The following is an 18,158-nucleotide window of genomic DNA, read 5'->3' on the forward strand; positions in this document are numbered from 1 at the left end:
TCGAAAACTTTTCGAGTAGATTGTTCGCCTTGTGTGGGGTTCGTGCTGCGCGGCGGGACAGGACTGGGTACTCTAAAGCGCGGTAATAACAAAGAACTGATTGGTGCCTTCCTCTCATGCTGTCCCGCATTGCTTCCTCCGTCGCCGCCGCCGTCGTGGCCGCGGCCGCCCTCATCGTCCCGAACACCGTATCTGCACCCGCCGCGCATGCCGACGAACAGTGCCCCGCCGTGGTCGTCGTCGCCGCGCGCGGCTCCGGCCAGAACGGCCAGATCTATCCCACGCAGTACTCCAACCAGGGTGGCCGAGCCTCCAATGGGTGGGAAGGCGAATCCATCCGCGCCATGCTGCACGGCGCTGAAGCGCGCTATCAGGCAACACACGGTGGCAACTCGCTGATGAAGGATGTCTACGTGCTGGGGCTGGAGCCGCAATACTACCCGGCGACGTACCCGGAGTATTCCGTGCCGAACGAGTCGCTTCCCACCACCGCGGCCGACTTGGTGCGCCTAGCCGCACAGTACGCCAACCCGGTCATCAACACCGCGGTCTCCGCCATCAACCAGTTCATGTACTCCGTACAGACCGGCAAGCGCGGCGTGACCAGCGCCATCAACAACTATGAGGCCGCTACCGGCTGCCACCCGCAGTACATCCTGTCCGGCTACTCCCAAGGTGCTATGGTCCTGTCCAACCACGAGCTGGAGCTAGCCCACCGCGGCCAGCTCGCCGGTGTCGTGACCTTTGGCAACCCGCTGACCCGCGCCGGGGATCCGGCCGTTGTCGGTGCGACCCAGGGTGCGGGCGGCCCGATGGGCCACTTCCCGCAGATGCGCGCCAACGTCAACCGTGTGGACTACTGCCTGCCCCTCGATGCCGTGTGCGATCTCTCCGCCCATACCCTCTACGCCGCTAAGCCCACTGGCGGCTCCCACGGCCAGTACTTCTTCACCTACCACGAGTGGGATAACCAGGTCTACGATTCCATCGGCCGCATGGTAGACAGCGTTCGTTTCCGCTAAACAGGAAAGGGTGAAGCCTCTTTCTCTTAGCATGTGTGCCGCGCTTGGCGCAGCAGCGTTTCTCCTGAACGTTCCTGCGGCCTCGGCGGGCGGTATCGACACCTGCCCCGACACCGCGGTGCTTGTCGCGCGCGGCTCGGACCAGAACGAGGAGCAAGGCGAATACGTGGGCCCGCAGCGCTACTCCGTGCATGCGCCAGAGTCCACGGGCTTTGAGGGACGTAACTTTGCTGCGCTGTTCCACCAGGTTGAGCAGCGCCACCCGGGCGCTATGGATGGCGTCTATGTGCTAGCGCTCGACCCGGAATCCTATCCCGCCGCCATGAACCTGCCACCCTTGGCGCAGGAGGGTGAGGACCTCGGCCCGCGTGAACTCGTGCAGCGAACCGTGGAGATCCTCCAGGAGCACCCCATCGGGGAGTTGGCATACTCGGTGACACTGGGAGCCGCCGATAGTCTGCGCACCGGTGTCCGCAACGCCCCGAAGGTGGTCGAAGACTATGAATCCACCACCGGCTGCCACCCGCGCTGGGTGGCCGCCGGCTACTCGCAGGGCGCGCTCGTCGCGACAAGCGCCCAAAGCTACCTCGCTGATACCGGGCGCCTGCATGCAGTGCTGACGTTCGGCAATCCGCTCCACCAGGTGCCGTGGGTTCAGAACCGCGCCGGGCTACCGGAGCACCGCTCCGTCGATTATTGCTTGGACGGTGACTTCGTCTGCGACTTCTCCCCGGAAGCCGCCAACCGAGCGTTAGCCACGAAGGCCAAGCGCCATGCCTCCTACTTCCTGGGGGAGCCTACCGAGCAGGACGTGCAGGTCATTGATGCTGTGGCCGGTATACTCACCAGCCATGACTAGTCCACAACGCATCGGCATCATGGGTGGCACCTTCGATCCGATCCACAACGGCCACCTCGTCGCTGCTAGCGAGGTAGCCCACCGTTTCCGCCTCGATACGGTGGTCTTTGTGCCCACCGGCCAGCCCTGGCAGAAGGCAGATAAGCAGGTCACCGCCGCCGAGCATCGCTACCTGATGACCATGGTGGCCACCGCTTCAAACCCGCGCTTTACCGTCTCCCGCGTAGACATTGACCGCGAGGGCCCCACCTACACCATCGATACGCTGCGGGACTTGCGCGAGCTTTTCCCCGATGCCGAGCTCTACTTCATTACCGGTGCGGATTCTGTCGCTTCCATCATGAGCTGGCGGAACTGGGAAGAGATGCTGGAGATGGCGCACTTCGTTGGCGTGACCCGCCCCGGCTACGAGCTACGCAAGGACATGTTGCCGGAGGGCTCCCAAGACGACATCGAGCTGATCGAGATTCCCGCCATGGCCATTTCCTCCACCGATTGCCGCGCCCGCGCCGAGCAGGGCCAGCCGGTGTGGTACCTGGTGCCGGATGGGGTGGTGCAATACATCGCCAAGAATCACCTCTACAGCCCGCACCCGGAAAAACCGCTGTAGTATCCGCGCAGAGGCGGGGGGAATTCGACTAGGAAAATGCGCCTTGTCGTGTAAGACTAGAGTTCTTAAGAGAAAAGTACTTGTGTAGGGATTGTCATGTCGATTACTGATGAAGCACGCCAGATGGCGGAAACCGCCGCCTTGGCTGCGGATGAAAAGCTGGCCACCAACATTGCCGCTATTGACGTTTCCGACGTGCTGGCGATTACCGAGGTCTTCGTCTTGGCCTCCGCCGATACCGAGCGCCAAGTGGCGTCCATCGTCGAGGAAGTCGAGGACGAGCTGACCAAGCAGGGCTTTGAGCCCAAGCGCCGCGAAGGCAATCGTGAGAACCGGTGGGTCTTGCTCGATTACGGCCCCATCGTGGTCCACGTCCAGCGCAACGATCAGCGCGAGTTTTACGGCCTGGATCGCCTCTACCACGACTGCCCGCTTCTCGACATCCCCGGTCTGGACACCCCGGAACGCCCCGGCGAGTGGTCTGATGAAGTCAACCCGCGCGACGTGGACTCGATCGATGAGATTCCCCTGGCCCAGCCAGAGCCGGAAGATGACGAATTATGACCCGCCGTCTCCTCCTCATCCGCCACGGGCAAACCACCTACAACGCCACCGGACGGATGCAGGGGCACCTGGACACCGAGCTGTCGGACGTAGGGTACTCCCAAGCGCGCGCTGCCGCTGACCTGCTCGAGGATAAAGGCATCACCGCGGTTGTCGCCTCGGACCTCATCCGTGCCCGCGAAACCGCTGAGATCATCGCCCGTCACTTGGGGCTTGCGGTAACCGTCGATAAGCGCCTGCGTGAAACCCACCTCGGTGAGTGGCAGGGGATGACCTCCGCCGAGGTGGATGAGCAGTACCCCGGGGCGCGTGCGCTGTGGCGCCACGACCCCACCTGGGCGCCGCCGCAGGGCGAAAGCCGCGTCGATGTGGCCAACCGAGCCCGCCCGGTCATTGATGAGCTCATGCAGGAGCACTTCGACTGGGATGAAGGCGCGGTGCTTGTCGTCGCGCACGGCGGCGCCATTTCCGCGCTGACCTGCCACCTATTGGGCCTTGAGCACCACCAGTACGGGATTCTCTCCGGTTTGAAGAACACTCACTGGTCGCAGCTGACCGCGCGGCCTGAGTTCGACGCCGCTCGTCCGCTCTCCCCGCTGGAATTCACCCCGGAGAACGTCAGCCGCGCCCAGTGGTACTTCGACGGCTGGAACATGGGCGGCGCCGTTGTTGGTGGCGCCGGGGCGGACGTCTAGTGATTCGCGTCGTCACCGATTCCGCCGCGGGGTTGCCGGCGGATATCGTCGAGGAGCTCGACATCTGCGTCGTGGACCTGCACGTCATGGAAAGCCACGGCAAGGATGGCGCGGAGCTGTCCACCTCGGGTCTGACTGCCCTCGAATTGGCCGCTTTATACGGCCGTCAGATGGAGCGCTCCGGCGATGACGGGGTGCTAGCCATCCACCTGTCGAAGGAACTGTCCTCGACGTGGTCGGCGGCGGTGACTGCCTCCGGCGTTTTCCCCGACACCGTGCGCGTCATCGATTCCGGCACCGCGGGCATGGTCATGGGTGCCGCTGCCATGGCCGCAGCGAAGCTTGCCCAGGAAGGCGCCTCACTCGACGAGTGCTATGCCGCCGCCATCAACACCCTCGAGCGCGGGCACACCTTGGTCTATCTCAGCTCGACGGAGGAGCTGCGCCGTTCTGGGCGCATGTCCGCGGCCACGGCGATGCTGTCGACCGCGCTGCTAGCCACCAAGCCAATCATGGCGATTGAGGGCGGCAAGCTGGAGATGGTGGGCAAGACCCGCACCCAAACCAAGGCCTTTACCAAGCTCGTGGATCTGGTGGCCTCCCGCGCGGAGGGCAAGCCGGCGTTCATCGTGGTCCAGTACAACGAAGACAAGGTCTCGGCCCGCCGGCTGGAGGACCTGCTGCGCTTGGCGTTGCCGGATTCATCCTTCATGCTGGTGCCGCTTACCGACGTCCTCGCGGTCCACGTCGGCCCCGGAGCCATCGGCGTCTCCGCGGTCTTTAGCTGACGGCGGAGCCGAGCTAAAGACGTTGTTGATGTCTTCAACAAGTTATCCACAGGCTGCGGCTTAAGCCCTCGACGGGGGTGTGGGCGCTGCGTAGCGTCGCGGGCATGAACGCCATTGCTGATCGTCTCCGCGACCTCACCCGCCCCACCGGGGAAGAAGAACTGCTCAACGTCGACTTTCCGCGCGTGCGCGTGCCACCCTGGCTGGCGCTTGTCGTAGCAGGTTTAGCCGGCGTCGCGCTCCTCGCCTGGCTGGGGCTGAGCCGCAGCGCGGAGAACCCTTATGAGGTGGCCGCGCCGAGCAGCGAGGTGGCGGCCGACATCGTGGTCTCCGTCGTGGGCGACGTCGAGCAGCCGGGCCTGGTGACCTTGGCACCGGGCGCGCGCATCAACGACGCCCTTGAGGTGGCACGCCCGCGCGTGCCCACCGACAACCTCAACCTGGCGCAGAAGCTTAACGACGGCGAACAGATCACCGTCGGCGCTCCTCCCGCTGCCCTAGGCGCTGCGGCCGAAGACACTATCTCCCTCAACTCCGCCACCGTGGAGGAGCTCACTGAGCTTCCCGGGGTCGGGCCGGCCACGGCTGCGGCGATCATCGCGCACCGCGAGGAAGTCGGGAGCTTTACCACCGTGGAGCAACTCATGGACGTCTCCGGCATCGGACCGGCGAAGTTCGCGAAGCTCAAGGACAAGGTTCGGCCGTGAGGGAACTGCGGCTCGTACCCGCCGCGGTGGTCGCATGGTTGGCCACGCTCGCAGTACTTTTCGGCTACCCCTGGCTGCTGGGTGGGCTCGTGCTCTTCGCTTTAGCGCGCGGGCAGTGGCGTGGCCAGGGCATCTTGTGCGCGGCAAGTGGGGCCATCTTTGCCACCCTTGCGCATGTGCGCTCGGTGCGCGCGGCGGGCTTTCATTTTGGTTCGGAGGTGACGGGAAAACTTGCCGCCGACCCCACCCAGACCGCCTCCGGGTGGATGGTGCGCTTGCGCGTGCCCGGCTACCCGGCGCAGCTGCCGGTCTTCCTCAAGGAAAAACCGGAGGCCTTCAGCGGCTCCCTTGTCACGGTGCACGGTCACCCCGGTCCGTCTGACCGGGTAGGGGTAGGGCAGACCGTCTTCAGCGGCGAACTCACCGCGCACGCCCATAGCTGGACCGCCGCGGTGGCGGAGAACTTCCGCGCCGTGTGCGATAACGGCCTTATTCCCGGCATGGTGCTGGGCGATACCAGCCTGCAAAGTCCCGAGGACAAGCAGCTTTACATCGACACCGGGCTGTCGCATCTGAGTGCTGTGTCCGGCTCTAACGTCGCCATCGTGTGCACCGCGGCCGCGTTGGTGGTGCCGGGGCCGCGGGCGAGGGTGGGGGCGTCGGCAAGCGCGTTGGCGTTATTCGTGGCGCTGGTGGGGTGGGAGCCCTCCGTCCAGCGCGCCACCGTCGCTGGGCTGGCCGGTTTGGTGGCGGTGCTCCACTCCTCGAAGATGGAACCGCTCCATGCGCTCTCCCTCGGCGTGCTGTTCCTGCTCGCGGCGGACAGCGACCTAGCGGTCAGCTTTGGGTTCGCGCTCTCCGTGGCGGCGACCGCCGGCATCGTGGCGCTGACCCCGCTGCTGTTGCGCGTGCTGGGCACAGGTATTGTCGCCCGCGCCTTCGCCGTGGCCATCGCCGCGGATATCGTGACCATGCCGCTCATCGCGCTGATGTCCGGGCGGGTCTCGGTGGTCTCTGTCATCGCCAACGTGTTGGTGGCTCCGGTCGTGCCGGTCATCACCGTCGTGGGGCTTATCGCCGCCGCCCTGGCGCAGGTGGGGCTGGGCAGGCCGCTTGTGATCCTCATTGAGCCCTTGGCGGATTGGATCCACTTCGTCGCCTCCTCGATGCCCGTGACCACCGTGGCCGCCGGCCCTATCGCGGTGCTGCTGCTCGGCGGGTGGATCATCGCGGCGTTGCTAAGATGACAGGCATGTCTTCAGCCCCCGTGCACCTCATCCTCGGCGATGACGAATTCCTGGCCGAGCGCGCCCGCCTGAGTATCCAACACGGCGAGGTAACCAAGCTCAAGGCCTCCGAGGTCAGCGAGGGCGAAATCCTGGAAGCGACCAGCCCCTCCCTGTTTGGGGAGGACCGCGTCATCGTCATCAGTGATGTGGAGCGGGCCGGCAAGGAGGTCACGACGATCCTCCTCGACGCCTGCGCCAACCCGATGCCCGGCATCACGCTCATTTTGATCTACTCGGTGACGGCGAAGACGCTGAAGAAAAAGAAGAAGCCGCCGGAGCTCATCGCGGCGCTGCGCAAGACGGCCGAGGTGCACGAGGTCTTTTCCCTCTACCCGAACGAGCTCGCGCAGTGGGCCACCCGCGAGTTCGCCTCGCACGGGGTGCGACCGACCCCGGATGTGGTGCAGGCGCTTCTCGACGGCGTCGGCTCCGACCTCCGTGAACTCGCCTCCGCCATCTCGCAATTGGTCTTCGACACAGGTGGCAAGGTAACCCGCGAGGCGGTGCACGCGTATTACGTGGGCGTGGCTGAGGTGGCCAATTGGGATATCGCGGATGCTGCTGTGGCTGGCCGCGTGGAGGCGGCGGTCTCCACGTGCCGTCGGGCGCTGCAGTTAGGGGCGAGCCCCGTGGCCATCGCCTCGGCGCTGGCTAACAAGGTGGGCAATATCGCGCGGCTCTACTCCGCGCGCGGGGATCAGTACTCGCTGGCTTCCCAGACCGGCATGGCGCCCTACGCGGTAAAACTCACCCAACCGGTGGCGCGGCGCTGGTCGGGGGAGAATATCACCAAGGCTGTGATCCTCATGGCGGAGCTGGATGCCGCGGTCAAGGGCCAGGGCGGGGACGAGGACTTCGCCCTCGAGGCGGCCGTTAAACGGGTGGCGGAGCTGGCGCGCTAGACTAACCCTCCATGGATGACATCCAGAACTTTGCTACCAAGCTTTTTGACTTTGCCCGCAACGGCGATGCCACGCTGCTCGAGTACATCAAGCAGGGCGTCAACGTGGACATGGTAAACCAGGACGGGCAGTCCTTCATCATGCTTGCCGCCTACCACGGTCATGCGGAGCTGGTGCGCCAGCTCGCCGCGGCGGGAGCCGACGTCAACCTCCTTAACGATCGCGGACAGTCTCCGCTGGCCGGAGCGATTTTTAAGAAAGAAGACGCGGTGATCGACGCCCTCCTCGACGCCGGCGCCGACCCCTCCGCCGGCCAGCCCAACGCCCTCGACTCGGCCCGCATGTTCGGCCGCGAGGACCTCCTCGAGCGCCTGTCATGAGCTGGTCCGCGTTTGCGGCCATCCTCCTGATGAATCTCGTCGGTGCGGCAGCGCCCGGCCCGGACATCGTCCTGGTCACGCGCTATGCCACGCGCTCGCGCCGCCACGCCATTGCGGCGGCGACGGGCATCCAGGTCGGCGTGCTGTTCTGGTGCACGCTGACCGTGTTCGGTGCGGCCGCCCTGCTCACCGCCTTCCCCGGCGTCCTCTCGCTGATTCAGGTGATCGGTGGCTGTTTCCTGGTGTTTATGGGCGTGCTCTCCATTCGCTCCGGGCTGGAGCTGCGCAAGCAGCCGCCCGTTGATGAGGAGGAAGCCGCCGCCCGCTTGGGCTCGGTGAGCAAGGTTTTCCGCACGGGTTTGGCCACCAACCTGTCTAACCCAAAGATCGTGCTTTTCCTCGCCGCTATGGTCGCCCCGCTTCTGCCGCCGCACCCGCCGGTGTGGGTATCAGTGGCGCTGGTGCTGAGCTTGTCGTTGTCGAGCTACCTGCTCTTCGTGGTCCTCTCGACGGTCATTTCCACCCGCGCGATTCGCCGACGACTCTTGGCCGCGGGCCCGTGGATCGACATCGGCTCCGGAGCCTTCTTCGTGGTGGCTGGCTGCGCTCTGGTGTGGGCCGGCATCCAGGCCGCCTAGGCCTGCTCGAGTAGCTCCGCGAGCCACTGCGACCACGCCGCGACCGTGGCGGATCGGCGGCGCACAGTCGTCTCGCCCAGGCCCAGGTGGGCCGCGCGCATGAAGACCAGTGCTTCTTCTTTATTCACCGCTCGGCGGGTAGCCACGACGTGCTGTACCATGTCCCGGAACACCGGGCGGGAGGCCAGGGCCTCGACGAGGGTGAGATTGCGTTCATCGCGCGTGCCGCTGAGCTTGGCCAGACCTAGGTAGCGGGCGGCGTTGCTGTAATAATCAGCCTGGCGCGGGGTAAAACCAAATTCCTCGGGCATCGCCGCCTTATCCACAGGGTTCTCCAGCAAGCTGATGACCCTTGCAAAGGAGTCCGCCTGCGGAAAGGGAACGCGCGTGCCCTCGACCTGCGTGCGCGCCAGCACCGCGCGCACCGTCGCGTCGGTCACGCCAGACTCGCCCAAAACATAGCGCGCCGCGCTTACGAGCTCGATGCTGCGGAAGTCCTCCGGCTGTCTAAACGCGTAGCGGTAGAAATGGAAAATGCCGTTGGAGTAGACCAGGTACACCGGCACCACCTCTTTATCCAGAGCCAGCGAGAAGCGGCGGAAAGGGAAATAAAGCTGGCGGATGTTGAAGTCGGGGGAGAGGTGGTTCTTCGCCTCCACGAGCACGAGGTGTTCGGCGGATTCGAAGCCGGCATCGATCTCCATCTGGGCGCGGTCCACCACCACGTCGCGCCCGCCGATACGCATGGGCAGCGTGAGCGTCGACATGCGCCCGCTGACCGTCGGCACCAGCTTACCGCCCAGGAAATCTTCGAGCATGCCGCTTAAGCTCGCCGCGGTCAGTGCCGCTGCCTCCGAGGTCAGGTTCTCGAAGTCAATGGACTGGATGTGGCTCGGAACTGGCATCGACTTCAGCGGCCCGGCCTGCTCCGGGAAAGGCTGGTACAGGTCAAAGCGGCCAATCAGGTAGGCATCGCGGCGAATCGGCAGCATGGACAAACCGTGCTTTCGAAACACCTCGGGGCGCGCCGCCGAAAAGTCATGCTTGGCCATTAACCGCGGCTCGCGGCCCGATAGCTCCTTCAGCTTCGCGGCGGGCAATACCACAAAGCCCTGGTCCGCGATGTCGGCGGCGATGTGGGGGTAGACGAGGTCCCAGGCGGCGTCGTTAAGCATAATTGCGCACGAGCACCTCATCGACCTTTCCGCGCTTCGAGGCCACGGAATTCACCGCGCGCGTGGCCCCCACGATGTCGATGTGGTAGTCCGCGTACAGCTCCTTGATGAAGTCCGTCGCGGAATTCGACAGCAGGAACTTCACCCCGCGGGCGTTGAGGTCGTCGCAGGTTTCCTTCAGCCGAATCTGGTCCGCGCGGCCAAAACCACCCGATTGGTAGCCGGTGAAATTGCTCGTGGGGTTGACCGGATCGTAGGGCGGGTCGAAGTAAACGAAATCCCCCTCGTTGGCCTCCACCGCGGCGTAGTCGCCGTTATAAAACGTCACGTCGTGGGAGGACAGGTACTCCGAAACCGCACGCAGATTGGGCTCATCACAGATCTTCGGGTTGGCATAGCGGCCAAACGGGGCGTTGAATTGGCCGGCGTTATTCACCCGGTAAAGCCCGTTATAGCAGGTCTTATTCAAGTAAATCGTGCGGGCAGCGCGCTCGACGGGGCTCAAGTGCGCAAAACCCGGCTCGCGGTCGCGGGCGCGCATCTCGTAGAAGAAATCCGAATCATTCGGATAGCCCTTTAACAGGGCGATGAGCTCGTCCACGTTATCGCGGACCACCTCGTAGACGGTGATGAGCTCGGTGTTCAGGTCATTGACCCGGGCGCGTTCGGGCGCCAAAGAAAAAAGAACCGCTCCGCCGCCCAAGAAAGGCTCGACATAAGTATCGAAGCTCTCGGGCAGCATGGAGTGGATAATGGGTAGCAGTTGGCGCTTTCCCCCCACCCACTTCAGGAGCGGTTTCATTTAGGCCATCTTGTTGAAGGCGTTGGCCATACCGGACTTCTTGTTAGCCGCGGTGTTGCGGTGGAAGACGCCCTTAGACACGGACTTGTCCAGTGCGCGGGAGGCAACGCGCAGCTGCTTCTCGGCTGCAGCCTTGTCACCAGCGGCGACGGCCTCACGGAACTTGCGGATCTCGGTACGCACGGCGGAGCGTACGGACTTGTTGCGCTGACGAGACTTCTCGTTGGTCAGGATGCGCTTCTGCTTGGACTTGATGTTTGCCATCGTTATACCTCTTAGAGTCGTAGGAATGTGCAACCGAGGAAGGCGGACCCAAGGTCCTGACCGCCAGCGTGCCCCGGCATCCCAAAAAATCTAGCAGGGCTCGGACCGAATCCCCAAATCAGGCCCAGTGATAACGCGAGCGCAGCCGGTTGGCGATGCGCTCGAAGCGGCGTTCCGGGAAGAGCGTGCCCTGCCGGCGGCATTGTTCCTCGGAGATTTCCAACACGCGGTCCATCCGCACCCAGCACTGCCGGCCGGATTCGTCCCATTCGCCGGTGCCGATATCGAGCCATTCCTCTTTGTTCGCGTGGCCCGGGTTGGGGGAGATGAGCAGACCCAGCACGGTGGTGCGCGTGCGCGAGACAATGAGCACGGCCCGCTCGCGCGGCGGGGACTGCTTGCCATCCGAGGGTGCCCACACCCAGACAACCTCGCCGGAGTCTGCCTGCCCGTCCATGTCGGGGGTGAAGAAGACGCTGCGCGGGTGGGCGGCGGCACACTCGACGCGAATGTCGGCGGCTTTGCGCGGTTCCGTCACGGAATCATTTTGGTTCAACCCCAAGCCTTCGGTGATGCGCTCGAGACCGACGTCGACAGGCTCAGGGCCTCCGATACCGAGAATGCGTGCCAACCTAGACATGTCGTCTATTCTAAACACATGTCTACAAACTTCGCGGCCACTACGTTTACGGATCCGTCCAAGATCCGAAACTTTTGCATTATCGCCCACATCGACCACGGCAAGTCGACGCTGGCTGATCGCATCCTGCAGTTGTCGCAGGTGGTGGAGGAGCGCGACATGCGTGACCAATACCTCGACAACATGGATATCGAGCGCGAGCGCGGCATCACCATTAAGGCGCAGAACGTGCGCCTGCCCTGGATTCCTCAATCTGGTGCCATGAAGGGGGAGGAGATCGTCATGCAGATGATCGACACTCCCGGCCACGTGGACTTTACCTACGAGGTCTCCCGCGCGCTGGAGGCGTGTGAGGGAGCCATCCTGCTTGTTGACGCCGCCCAGGGCATCGAAGCCCAGACCCTGGCCAACCTCTACCTGGCCATGGAAAATGACCTGGAGATCATCCCGGTCCTGAACAAGATCGACCTGCCCGCGGCCGACCCGGAGAAGTACGCCCTGGAGATTGCCCACATCATCGGCTGCGAGCCGGAGGAGGTGTTGCGCGTGTCCGGTAAGACCGGCGAAGGTGTGCCGGAGCTGCTGGATAAGGTGGCGGAGCTTATCCCGGCACCGACGTCCGAGTTCGGCGAGGATGCCCCGGCCCGTGCCATGGTCTTCGACTCCGTCTATGACACTTACCGCGGCGTGGTGACCTATATCCGCATGATGGATGGCAAACTGACCCCGCGCCAGAAGGTCACCATGATGGCCACGGGTACCAACCATGAGCTGCTCGAGGTGGGCATCGTCAGCCCCACCATGCAGAAGTGTAAGGGGCTGGGCCCGGGTGAGGTGGGCTACCTCATTACGGGCGTGAAGAACGTGCGTGAGACCAAGGTGGGTGACACGATTACGTGGGCGTCGAATGGCGCGAGCGAGCCCCTTAAGGGCTATGCCGACCCGAACCCCATGGTCTACTCCGGCCTGTTCCCCATCTCCCAGGCGGACTTCCCGGACTTGCGCGATGCGCTGGAGAAACTGCAGCTTAACGACGCCTCCCTCACCTTCGAACCCGAGACCTCCGTCGCCCTCGGTTTCGGCTTCCGCTGTGGCTTCCTGGGCCTGCTGCACATGGAAATCACGCGCGACCGTCTGGAGCGCGAGTTTGGCCTCGACCTGATTTCCACAGCACCGTCGGTGACCTACCGCGTGGTGGCGGAGGATGGCGAGGAGTCCATGGTGCACAATCCGTCGGACTGGCCCAGTGGCAAGCTGCGTGAGGTCTACGAGCCGATCGTGAAGATGACCATCATCGTGCCGGAAGAGTTCGTCGGTTCGACGATGGAGCTGTGTCAGTCCAAGCGTGGCCAGATGGGCGGCATGGACTACCTCTCTGAGGACCGCGTGGAGCTGCGCTACACCATGCCGCTGGGCGAAATCATCTTCGACTTCTTCGACATGCTGAAGTCCCGCACCAAGGGCTATGCTTCCCTCAACTATGAGGAGGCTGGCGAGCAGCTGGCGGACTTGGTGAAGGTAGATATCCTGCTCAACGGTGATCCGGTGGATGCCTTCTCCGCGATTGTGCACCGCGATTCCGCGCAGTGGTACGGCAATAAGATGACGAAGAAGCTCAAGGAGCTCATTCCACGCCAGCAGTTCGAGGTTCCCGTCCAGGCGGCGATTGGCTCGAAGATCATCGCGCGTGAAAACATCCGCGCGATGCGCAAGGACGTGCTGGCCAAGTGCTACGGCGGCGATATCTCCCGTAAGCGCAAGCTGCTGGAGAAGCAGAAGGCCGGTAAGAAGCGCATGAAGTCCATCGGCTCCGTTTCGGTGCCGCAGGAGGCCTTCGTGGCAGCACTGTCCACGGATAGCGAGTAAGAGAAACTAAGCTTCACTGGGAGGCTCTTTTGGCTTTGATAAAGGTGCTTCATTGGCATTGGTTAATTGAAGCACCGTATCGTCTTGACGAATAGGTGCTGAGGCATCGTGCGTTGAAACAATGACCGTTTTTTCGCGTGCAAGATCTTCAATAATTCCCCACACCAATGCCCGTGAATTCTTGTCTAAGCTACTGGTTGGCTCATCGAGGACCACAATTGACCCAGGCTTAGCGATCAATGCTCGTGCCAAGGCGATTCTTTGTTTTTCCCCACCGGATGCCCCACCGTCTTCACCCGCTACATCGGAGTTCTTCTTGCAGCCCGTTGAAGAAAACTCGTGTAGTCCTATTGCTGTGAGTAACTCGTCAGCTTTGCACACGGCTATTGATCTGCCAAAAACAACGTTGTCTATGGCGTTGGCGTTTAACAGGCTTGCGCTTTGAGACGCATACGTTGAATTTTCCCTTATCTCACGAGATTCTTGTTGCAAGGGTAATGAATATTCATTTAGATTTAGGAACCCTTCCAAAACCGTCGTTTTCCCTGAGCCGCTTGGGCCAAGAACCCAGATTGGTCTTTGCTCATGTCGCTGGTGTGCCGAAGCTGCCATGTCAGACAAACGCAGTATTTGTTCATTCCACAAATCCACGTTTTGGCTTGTTGCGGAGACGATCCCCGTTGGGCGAATCTTTTCGCTTGCTTCACTCGCATGGGAAACTGAAACAGCGAGTGTGGACACTCCAAATCCGACGGATTGAAGAGGCGTAATGGCTGCAATGGCGATTCCTGTAGACGAGATAATTGATCCGATTGCCTGCGCATCTCCATTACTTGTTCGAAGGATAATGGCTATAATGAGAACACAAATCGTTATTGCTAAAACGATTCCTTGGGCAACATACAGCCGCCGCGTCATGGTATAGGAATAGACTCCAGCGCGTTCTACAGTACTTCGATCCTTTCTATAGCGAGATTCCAAAAATGCTTGGGTAGAAAACACTGTCGCTTCTTTCCAGAGGGACAAAGAATTCCCTAGGACGCCGAAACTGCGCATGCTCTCTTTGAAAAACTTTGTCTGGGCGTTCTGGTGGCTTTGGATTAGCCGGTAGCTGACCGCACAATAGGTCACAATGGCTGCTGTGAGGATTATTCCTTCTAACCAAGTGCTGGCAATAACGACTAGGAAAATGCCGGAGGTTAAAGAAATGGTTGCCGGCAATATAGACAGGTAGATGCTGGATAATGTGTCACGATATGCGGAGGCCTCGCTATCAATGGCAAATGAGATCTCTCCATTATCAGCATGCGATCGTGCGCTAGGGCTGGCATCGATGCTATCGGTGAGAGACCTGGCCATTCGCTCGGACTGCAGCTTTTGCTCAATCGTTCCATACGTTGGAAATAATATGTATCTTGAGGATGTTCCTAAAAACCAAATCAGAGAATAGAGTATAGAAAGCTGTAGGCCAATTGTAATGAAGTCCTCCCTGTTTGAACTATTAAGGAGAGAGCTGACTCCACCACCGAGAACATACGGGGCAATAACTGTAGAAATTGACGAGATTACAATGGAGACGAGGACTAAAAAGTTGTTCCAAGGCGATAGTTTCCAAGATTGTGTAATGACTTGTCGTATAAGTTGCATTCGGGATCCATTTTTAAATGACTCGTGATTATCGTGATGTCAGATGAATTTATCCGAAGGGGACCGGCCCGGGTCTGAATTCGTTTCCAAGGTAGGTGCTTAGAGTTTTTAATGCACCAGGTCTATCGTCCTGCAGTCCCGAGGGCCAGTCGTTGCTTAGAAGCCGGGCTATGTACCAAGGCGAACCGTCATAGGAAAGACTATCTACTAGCATTAGTGGCGGGTTTGTTGTATTCGCTAGCAGCTCTAAAGCGTTATTAGGTGTTCGTCGTAGCTGTGAAGGAATTGTAATCCGCAGTGCGGTTGAATTACTCCATTCTTCGGATGTATTTGGTTTATTTGCCTTGAGATACTCGTCTTGTATGCAGTCCATTAATGGGCGTCCCGTCAATCGTCTAAACAAGTTGTCTTGCATAGATAGAATTGCTTGGCGGCATTCTCTCAGCGCCTTCTCTGCAGTACTTTGAAGATGGAATCCCGAAGCAGCGCCGGCAGAGTACTGAGTGCTTTTCGCAGGTGAGCTAAATAATGCTAGGCAAACGTATACGCCTTCAAATATTGATATTTCGTAAATCCGCCAGGTTTCTGAAGGGTGATCATTTTCAGCTGGATTGTTCATGGATAGTTCTACTCCATGGGTTGAGAATCTCCAGTGGGCAATTAACGATTGTCTTTCGATAAATTCGAGACATGCAGATTCAATGGCCTTTTCAAGGCTGCGATGTATTGCTGTTCCGGATGAATCTGTTACATTCTGTGCTTGCTCTGAAACCATCAATTTATCATCGTTGAAAGCGTTCGAAAGACTGTAGATTTTCGCGTGATCGCTTGGCCCCCGTTTCTGCCAGAATCGTTCGAGTGCTTCTGCCGTAGCGCGTAGCTCGCTCTGTGGCTCCCCGAATCCGATTCCTGATGCTAGATTTGTGACGTCTGCAATAGCGATGGATTCGTCCGAGAGAGGTGAATACCGGAATTGTAGGCTTTTCATGAGTCTTCCTTAGCGAGGAGTTGGAGTTGCTCAATCCAGATATCATCAGGATTTAATCCCCATAGGTTTGCTATAGAAAGTTCGTCAAAATACCCATATGGTCTGGTAGAGAAGTTCATAGAACCAGCGTTCCTGGTTACTTCTTGGATCATTTCTCCAATCTCAATGAGTGAGAACTTGTAACCGCGAAGTCGATATTTTGCTATTGAGATTTCGGGAATTATTCCGAATCCCAGTACTAGGTCGACCTGTTCTAGAGCTACCGGTCCATCACATCCAACGTAGTTAAATATTTCTGTAAATGGGACTGGGCCTAGGTTCTCCAAGCGGCGAGCTAATGGTAGTAGGTGGAAGCGTTCCCATTGTCGTCCCTGCCTGGCGAGTATGAATACCTGTACTGGATATAAACTGCCGGCACTGGCATATGGACGGCTCATCTCTGGGGAAGTCAGGGGCTTTAGGAAACAGTTGTTTAAAATAGCATGAAGGTCACTTTGCTCCAGTGAGCGAGCTTCTATATTGATATGTCGGTCTGCGTTAGTGAGACTTGGTTGGCGAGAGTGGATGTCTTTTGCGGGGGGATCAATTGGTTGGGAATTATCTAGGTCCAGTGCGTAGTCAAACTCACCAAGCCGCATGATCCAATGGTTAGCGGAGGCCGCGCTTAGAGGTGAAATTGCGAATCCACTGTCAATTGTAAGTGCATTTCCTGCACATAGTTGGCTTCGTACAGCCCTAAGGGTAGTGAGGTCGATGGCCGGTATAGAGCGTCGAATCTGTAACCTTGTTGCGTCATTGCTGTATTTATTTTCCATAGAATCCCTCATGATTACACTTTGGATCCGTGGGGAGGACAGCGGTGTGTACTAGCCCATTAGTTAGATCTTGGAACTCAGCGTATCGAAGGGTATCTGCTGCGTGAGGATCATTATTCTTGATTGCCAGGCCAAGTGTTATTGCATCTGTAATTGCACTGAGTATGTTCAATGTTTGGATTGCCTCTAGCTCTTTAGAGCTACCCCTATGGGGATCATTCTTGGCTGAATTTAATGCTTTCTTAATGGTAGCCTCTGCCTTTGGTTCACTACTTCTTTCTATTGCAATGGAACATAGTGGACATGGGCGCCCGCTCCGAAACCAGTTGATACTACTTCTAAAGCGTTTGAGTGGGTCGAAGGAATAAGTTACATTAGGACGATTTTTGTCGCGGCCCGTGAGCTGGTGGGGATTACCTTTCTCGTAAATCAGAAAATCTACGACTTTTCGCCGGTTTTTGCTTTGGGGCCACTGCATGCTAGGGGAGTAAAGTGATATAAAGTTCGAGATATTTGGAACATCGGGTAGTTTATTCCCGATGTATACAAGATTCACTTCTACCGTGCTTTTTAGTACGTCTTTGTGGGAGATCCTGAGCGCTTCGAGGCTTTGTTCATAGTGTAAAGCTTGGTCTTTTTCAACTCTATTGATAGAGAATTGGGAGATAATATATTGCCGGGTGGGGCCTTGGAGAAGTTCAAAGGGTGTGGATAAAAGCATGTCGCTCTTTTGGATGTTCGAAAACGGGACAGGCGGTCGGAAATACGGGGAAGTAAGTCCGACTGCCTGAAGATTTTATGTCTATTTAGGCGAGGAGCCTTTCGAGCTCTTTGTCAACAGTTGGTGTGGGTGCTGACGAGGTTGAGGGCAGGCCTGGGGAATTGGAGCCTGTGCAGGAGGCGCAATTTCCCGGAGACTGGGAGAGCGCAGGGGACTCAGTAGTGGTGTCAGCTTTTGAGCACACTTCGACAAGGTCTATGGTGAGCATTAAAAGTTCCTTCCAATGTGAGTTGGGTGACAATCGGGCAAGTGTGTTGACCATAACTCATTAGTTGTTGATTGTCTACCCCCTAGTGTTTCTTTGTTATGTCCATAGGACTTGGGGTATGGAGTCCGGTCTCTTTTTTTGGGCACGGAGTCCATGGAGGTCTTGGACACTTCTAGCGGTTTATGGTTGTGGCCTGCGTTTGGGCCGGGGTTTGGATAGTTTCGGGTTCATCCGTGGTGGTTGGCGGTGTTTCATTCCTTCAACGAGGTTGATGTTGATCTGACCACCTGGTGGTCTGTGGCTCAACGTGATCGGCAGTGGCACGCTGAAGAGGAATTCACCGTCATGGGCCGTATAGAACTCCGCAACGTTTTCGGCTGTGATCGTGGAGTAGAGTCTGCGGTTTTTAAACCTCAGACCAATGTAGAGACCGAAACCACACACGCGTACAACGCCGTCTTTGCTTACGCAGAGCTGGTCTGGGATACCCCAATGGTTTGTTGAATTTGTCGTCGGCG

General features: G+C 59.4%; 19 protein-coding genes and 1 pseudogene. 12 read left to right on the forward strand and 8 right to left on the reverse strand.

The window, feature by feature from the left end:
* Positions 1-116 precede the first annotated feature (116 nt).
* The 11 genes from HMPREF2993_RS04920 (at position 117) to HMPREF2993_RS04970 (ending at position 8,454) form a co-directional block, all read left to right on the forward strand.
* Positions 117-1,022, forward strand: coding sequence for a cutinase family protein (locus HMPREF2993_RS04920; RefSeq protein ID WP_070701349.1), 906 nt, complete (start codon positions 117-119; stop codon positions 1,020-1,022).
* A 10-nt stretch (positions 1,023-1,032) separates the two neighbouring features.
* Positions 1,033-1,881 (forward strand): cutinase family protein, encoded by an 849-nt coding sequence (locus HMPREF2993_RS04925; RefSeq protein ID WP_070701350.1) that lies wholly within the window; start codon positions 1,033-1,035, stop codon positions 1,879-1,881.
* Entirely contained in the window at positions 1,874-2,491 is a 618-nt protein-coding gene (gene nadD, locus HMPREF2993_RS04930) for a nicotinate-nucleotide adenylyltransferase (RefSeq protein ID WP_049156470.1), read from the forward strand. The genes HMPREF2993_RS04925 and nadD overlap by 8 nt, the downstream gene beginning before the upstream one ends.
* A 96-nt stretch (positions 2,492-2,587) precedes the next feature.
* A complete protein-coding gene (gene rsfS / locus HMPREF2993_RS04935) occupies positions 2,588-3,055 on the forward strand; it encodes a ribosome silencing factor (protein ID WP_046648992.1) in 468 nt (155 codons plus the stop codon).
* Complete coding sequence (locus HMPREF2993_RS04940; protein ID WP_070509984.1) at positions 3,052-3,750, forward strand: histidine phosphatase family protein; 699 nt, start codon at positions 3,052-3,054, stop codon at positions 3,748-3,750. The genes rsfS and HMPREF2993_RS04940 overlap by 4 nt, the downstream gene beginning before the upstream one ends.
* The gene (locus HMPREF2993_RS04945) at positions 3,750-4,538 is read left to right on the forward strand and encodes a DegV family protein (RefSeq protein ID WP_046648993.1); all 789 of its coding nucleotides are present in this window, start codon (positions 3,750-3,752) and stop codon (positions 4,536-4,538) included. Before HMPREF2993_RS04940 ends, HMPREF2993_RS04945 begins: the two co-directional genes overlap by 1 nt.
* Before the next feature lie 104 nt (positions 4,539-4,642).
* On the forward strand, positions 4,643-5,245 hold the full coding sequence (locus HMPREF2993_RS04950) for a ComEA family DNA-binding protein (RefSeq protein ID WP_070517932.1): 603 nt from the start codon (positions 4,643-4,645) through the stop codon (positions 5,243-5,245).
* Complete coding sequence (locus HMPREF2993_RS04955; RefSeq protein WP_070517902.1) at positions 5,242-6,492, forward strand: ComEC/Rec2 family competence protein; 1,251 nt, start codon at positions 5,242-5,244, stop codon at positions 6,490-6,492. Before HMPREF2993_RS04950 ends, HMPREF2993_RS04955 begins: the two co-directional genes overlap by 4 nt.
* Positions 6,489-7,436: a DNA polymerase III subunit delta gene (holA, locus tag HMPREF2993_RS04960; protein ID WP_070701352.1), complete on the forward strand. Its 948-nt coding sequence runs from the start codon at positions 6,489-6,491 to the stop codon at positions 7,434-7,436. Before HMPREF2993_RS04955 ends, holA begins: the two co-directional genes overlap by 4 nt.
* 11 nt (positions 7,437-7,447) lie before the next feature.
* Complete coding sequence (locus HMPREF2993_RS04965) at positions 7,448-7,816, forward strand: ankyrin repeat domain-containing protein (RefSeq protein ID WP_046648995.1); 369 nt, start codon at positions 7,448-7,450, stop codon at positions 7,814-7,816.
* Positions 7,813-8,454 (forward strand): LysE family translocator, encoded by a 642-nt coding sequence (locus HMPREF2993_RS04970; RefSeq protein ID WP_070701354.1) that lies wholly within the window; start codon positions 7,813-7,815, stop codon positions 8,452-8,454. Before HMPREF2993_RS04965 ends, HMPREF2993_RS04970 begins: the two co-directional genes overlap by 4 nt.
* Here HMPREF2993_RS04970 and HMPREF2993_RS04975 read toward each other — a convergent pair.
* The 4 genes from HMPREF2993_RS04975 to HMPREF2993_RS04990 all read right to left on the reverse strand — a co-directional run bounded on the left by HMPREF2993_RS04975 (position 8,451) and on the right by HMPREF2993_RS04990 (position 11,335).
* Positions 8,451-9,629, reverse strand: coding sequence for a type II restriction enzyme (locus HMPREF2993_RS04975; RefSeq protein ID WP_246822360.1), 1,179 nt, complete (start codon positions 9,627-9,629; stop codon positions 8,451-8,453). The genes HMPREF2993_RS04970 and HMPREF2993_RS04975 overlap by 4 nt on opposite strands.
* Complete coding sequence (locus HMPREF2993_RS04980) at positions 9,622-10,431, reverse strand: DNA adenine methylase (protein ID WP_070701365.1); 810 nt, start codon at positions 10,429-10,431, stop codon at positions 9,622-9,624. The genes HMPREF2993_RS04975 and HMPREF2993_RS04980 overlap by 8 nt, the downstream gene beginning before the upstream one ends.
* Entirely contained in the window at positions 10,432-10,695 is a 264-nt protein-coding gene (gene rpsT / locus HMPREF2993_RS04985) for a 30S ribosomal protein S20 (RefSeq protein ID WP_070519529.1), read from the reverse strand.
* Between the two features lie 118 nt (positions 10,696-10,813).
* On the reverse strand, positions 10,814-11,335 hold the full coding sequence (locus HMPREF2993_RS04990; protein ID WP_049156445.1) for a type II toxin-antitoxin system PemK/MazF family toxin: 522 nt from the start codon (positions 11,333-11,335) through the stop codon (positions 10,814-10,816).
* Positions 11,336-11,353: 18 nt separating this feature from the next.
* On the opposite strand from HMPREF2993_RS04990, the gene lepA reads away from it, so the two are divergent.
* Complete coding sequence (gene lepA, locus HMPREF2993_RS04995; protein ID WP_070701367.1) at positions 11,354-13,201, forward strand: translation elongation factor 4; 1,848 nt, start codon at positions 11,354-11,356, stop codon at positions 13,199-13,201.
* A 6-nt stretch (positions 13,202-13,207) separates the two neighbouring features.
* Here the strand turns inward: lepA and HMPREF2993_RS13050 are convergent, their stop codons facing one another.
* The 4 genes and pseudogenes from HMPREF2993_RS13050 to HMPREF2993_RS13720 all read right to left on the reverse strand — a co-directional run.
* Positions 13,208-14,848 (reverse strand): ATP-binding cassette domain-containing protein, encoded by a 1,641-nt coding sequence (locus HMPREF2993_RS13050; protein WP_083318701.1) that lies wholly within the window; start codon positions 14,846-14,848, stop codon positions 13,208-13,210.
* A 49-nt stretch (positions 14,849-14,897) separates the two neighbouring features.
* Positions 14,898-15,836, reverse strand: coding sequence for a YcaO-like family protein (locus HMPREF2993_RS13055; RefSeq protein WP_083318702.1), 939 nt, complete (start codon positions 15,834-15,836; stop codon positions 14,898-14,900).
* An 804-nt stretch (positions 15,837-16,640) separates the two neighbouring features.
* Positions 16,641-17,372 (reverse strand): hypothetical protein, encoded by a 732-nt coding sequence (locus tag HMPREF2993_RS13415; RefSeq protein WP_141756300.1) that lies wholly within the window; start codon positions 17,370-17,372, stop codon positions 16,641-16,643.
* 448 nt (positions 17,373-17,820) lie between these two features.
* Positions 17,821-18,158: pseudogene (locus HMPREF2993_RS13720) on the reverse strand (transposase); the annotation flags it as partial.

This window comes from Corynebacterium sp. HMSC068G04 (genome assembly GCF_001814885.1).
Lineage (GTDB): Bacteria > Actinomycetota > Actinomycetes > Mycobacteriales > Mycobacteriaceae > Corynebacterium > Corynebacterium hiratae.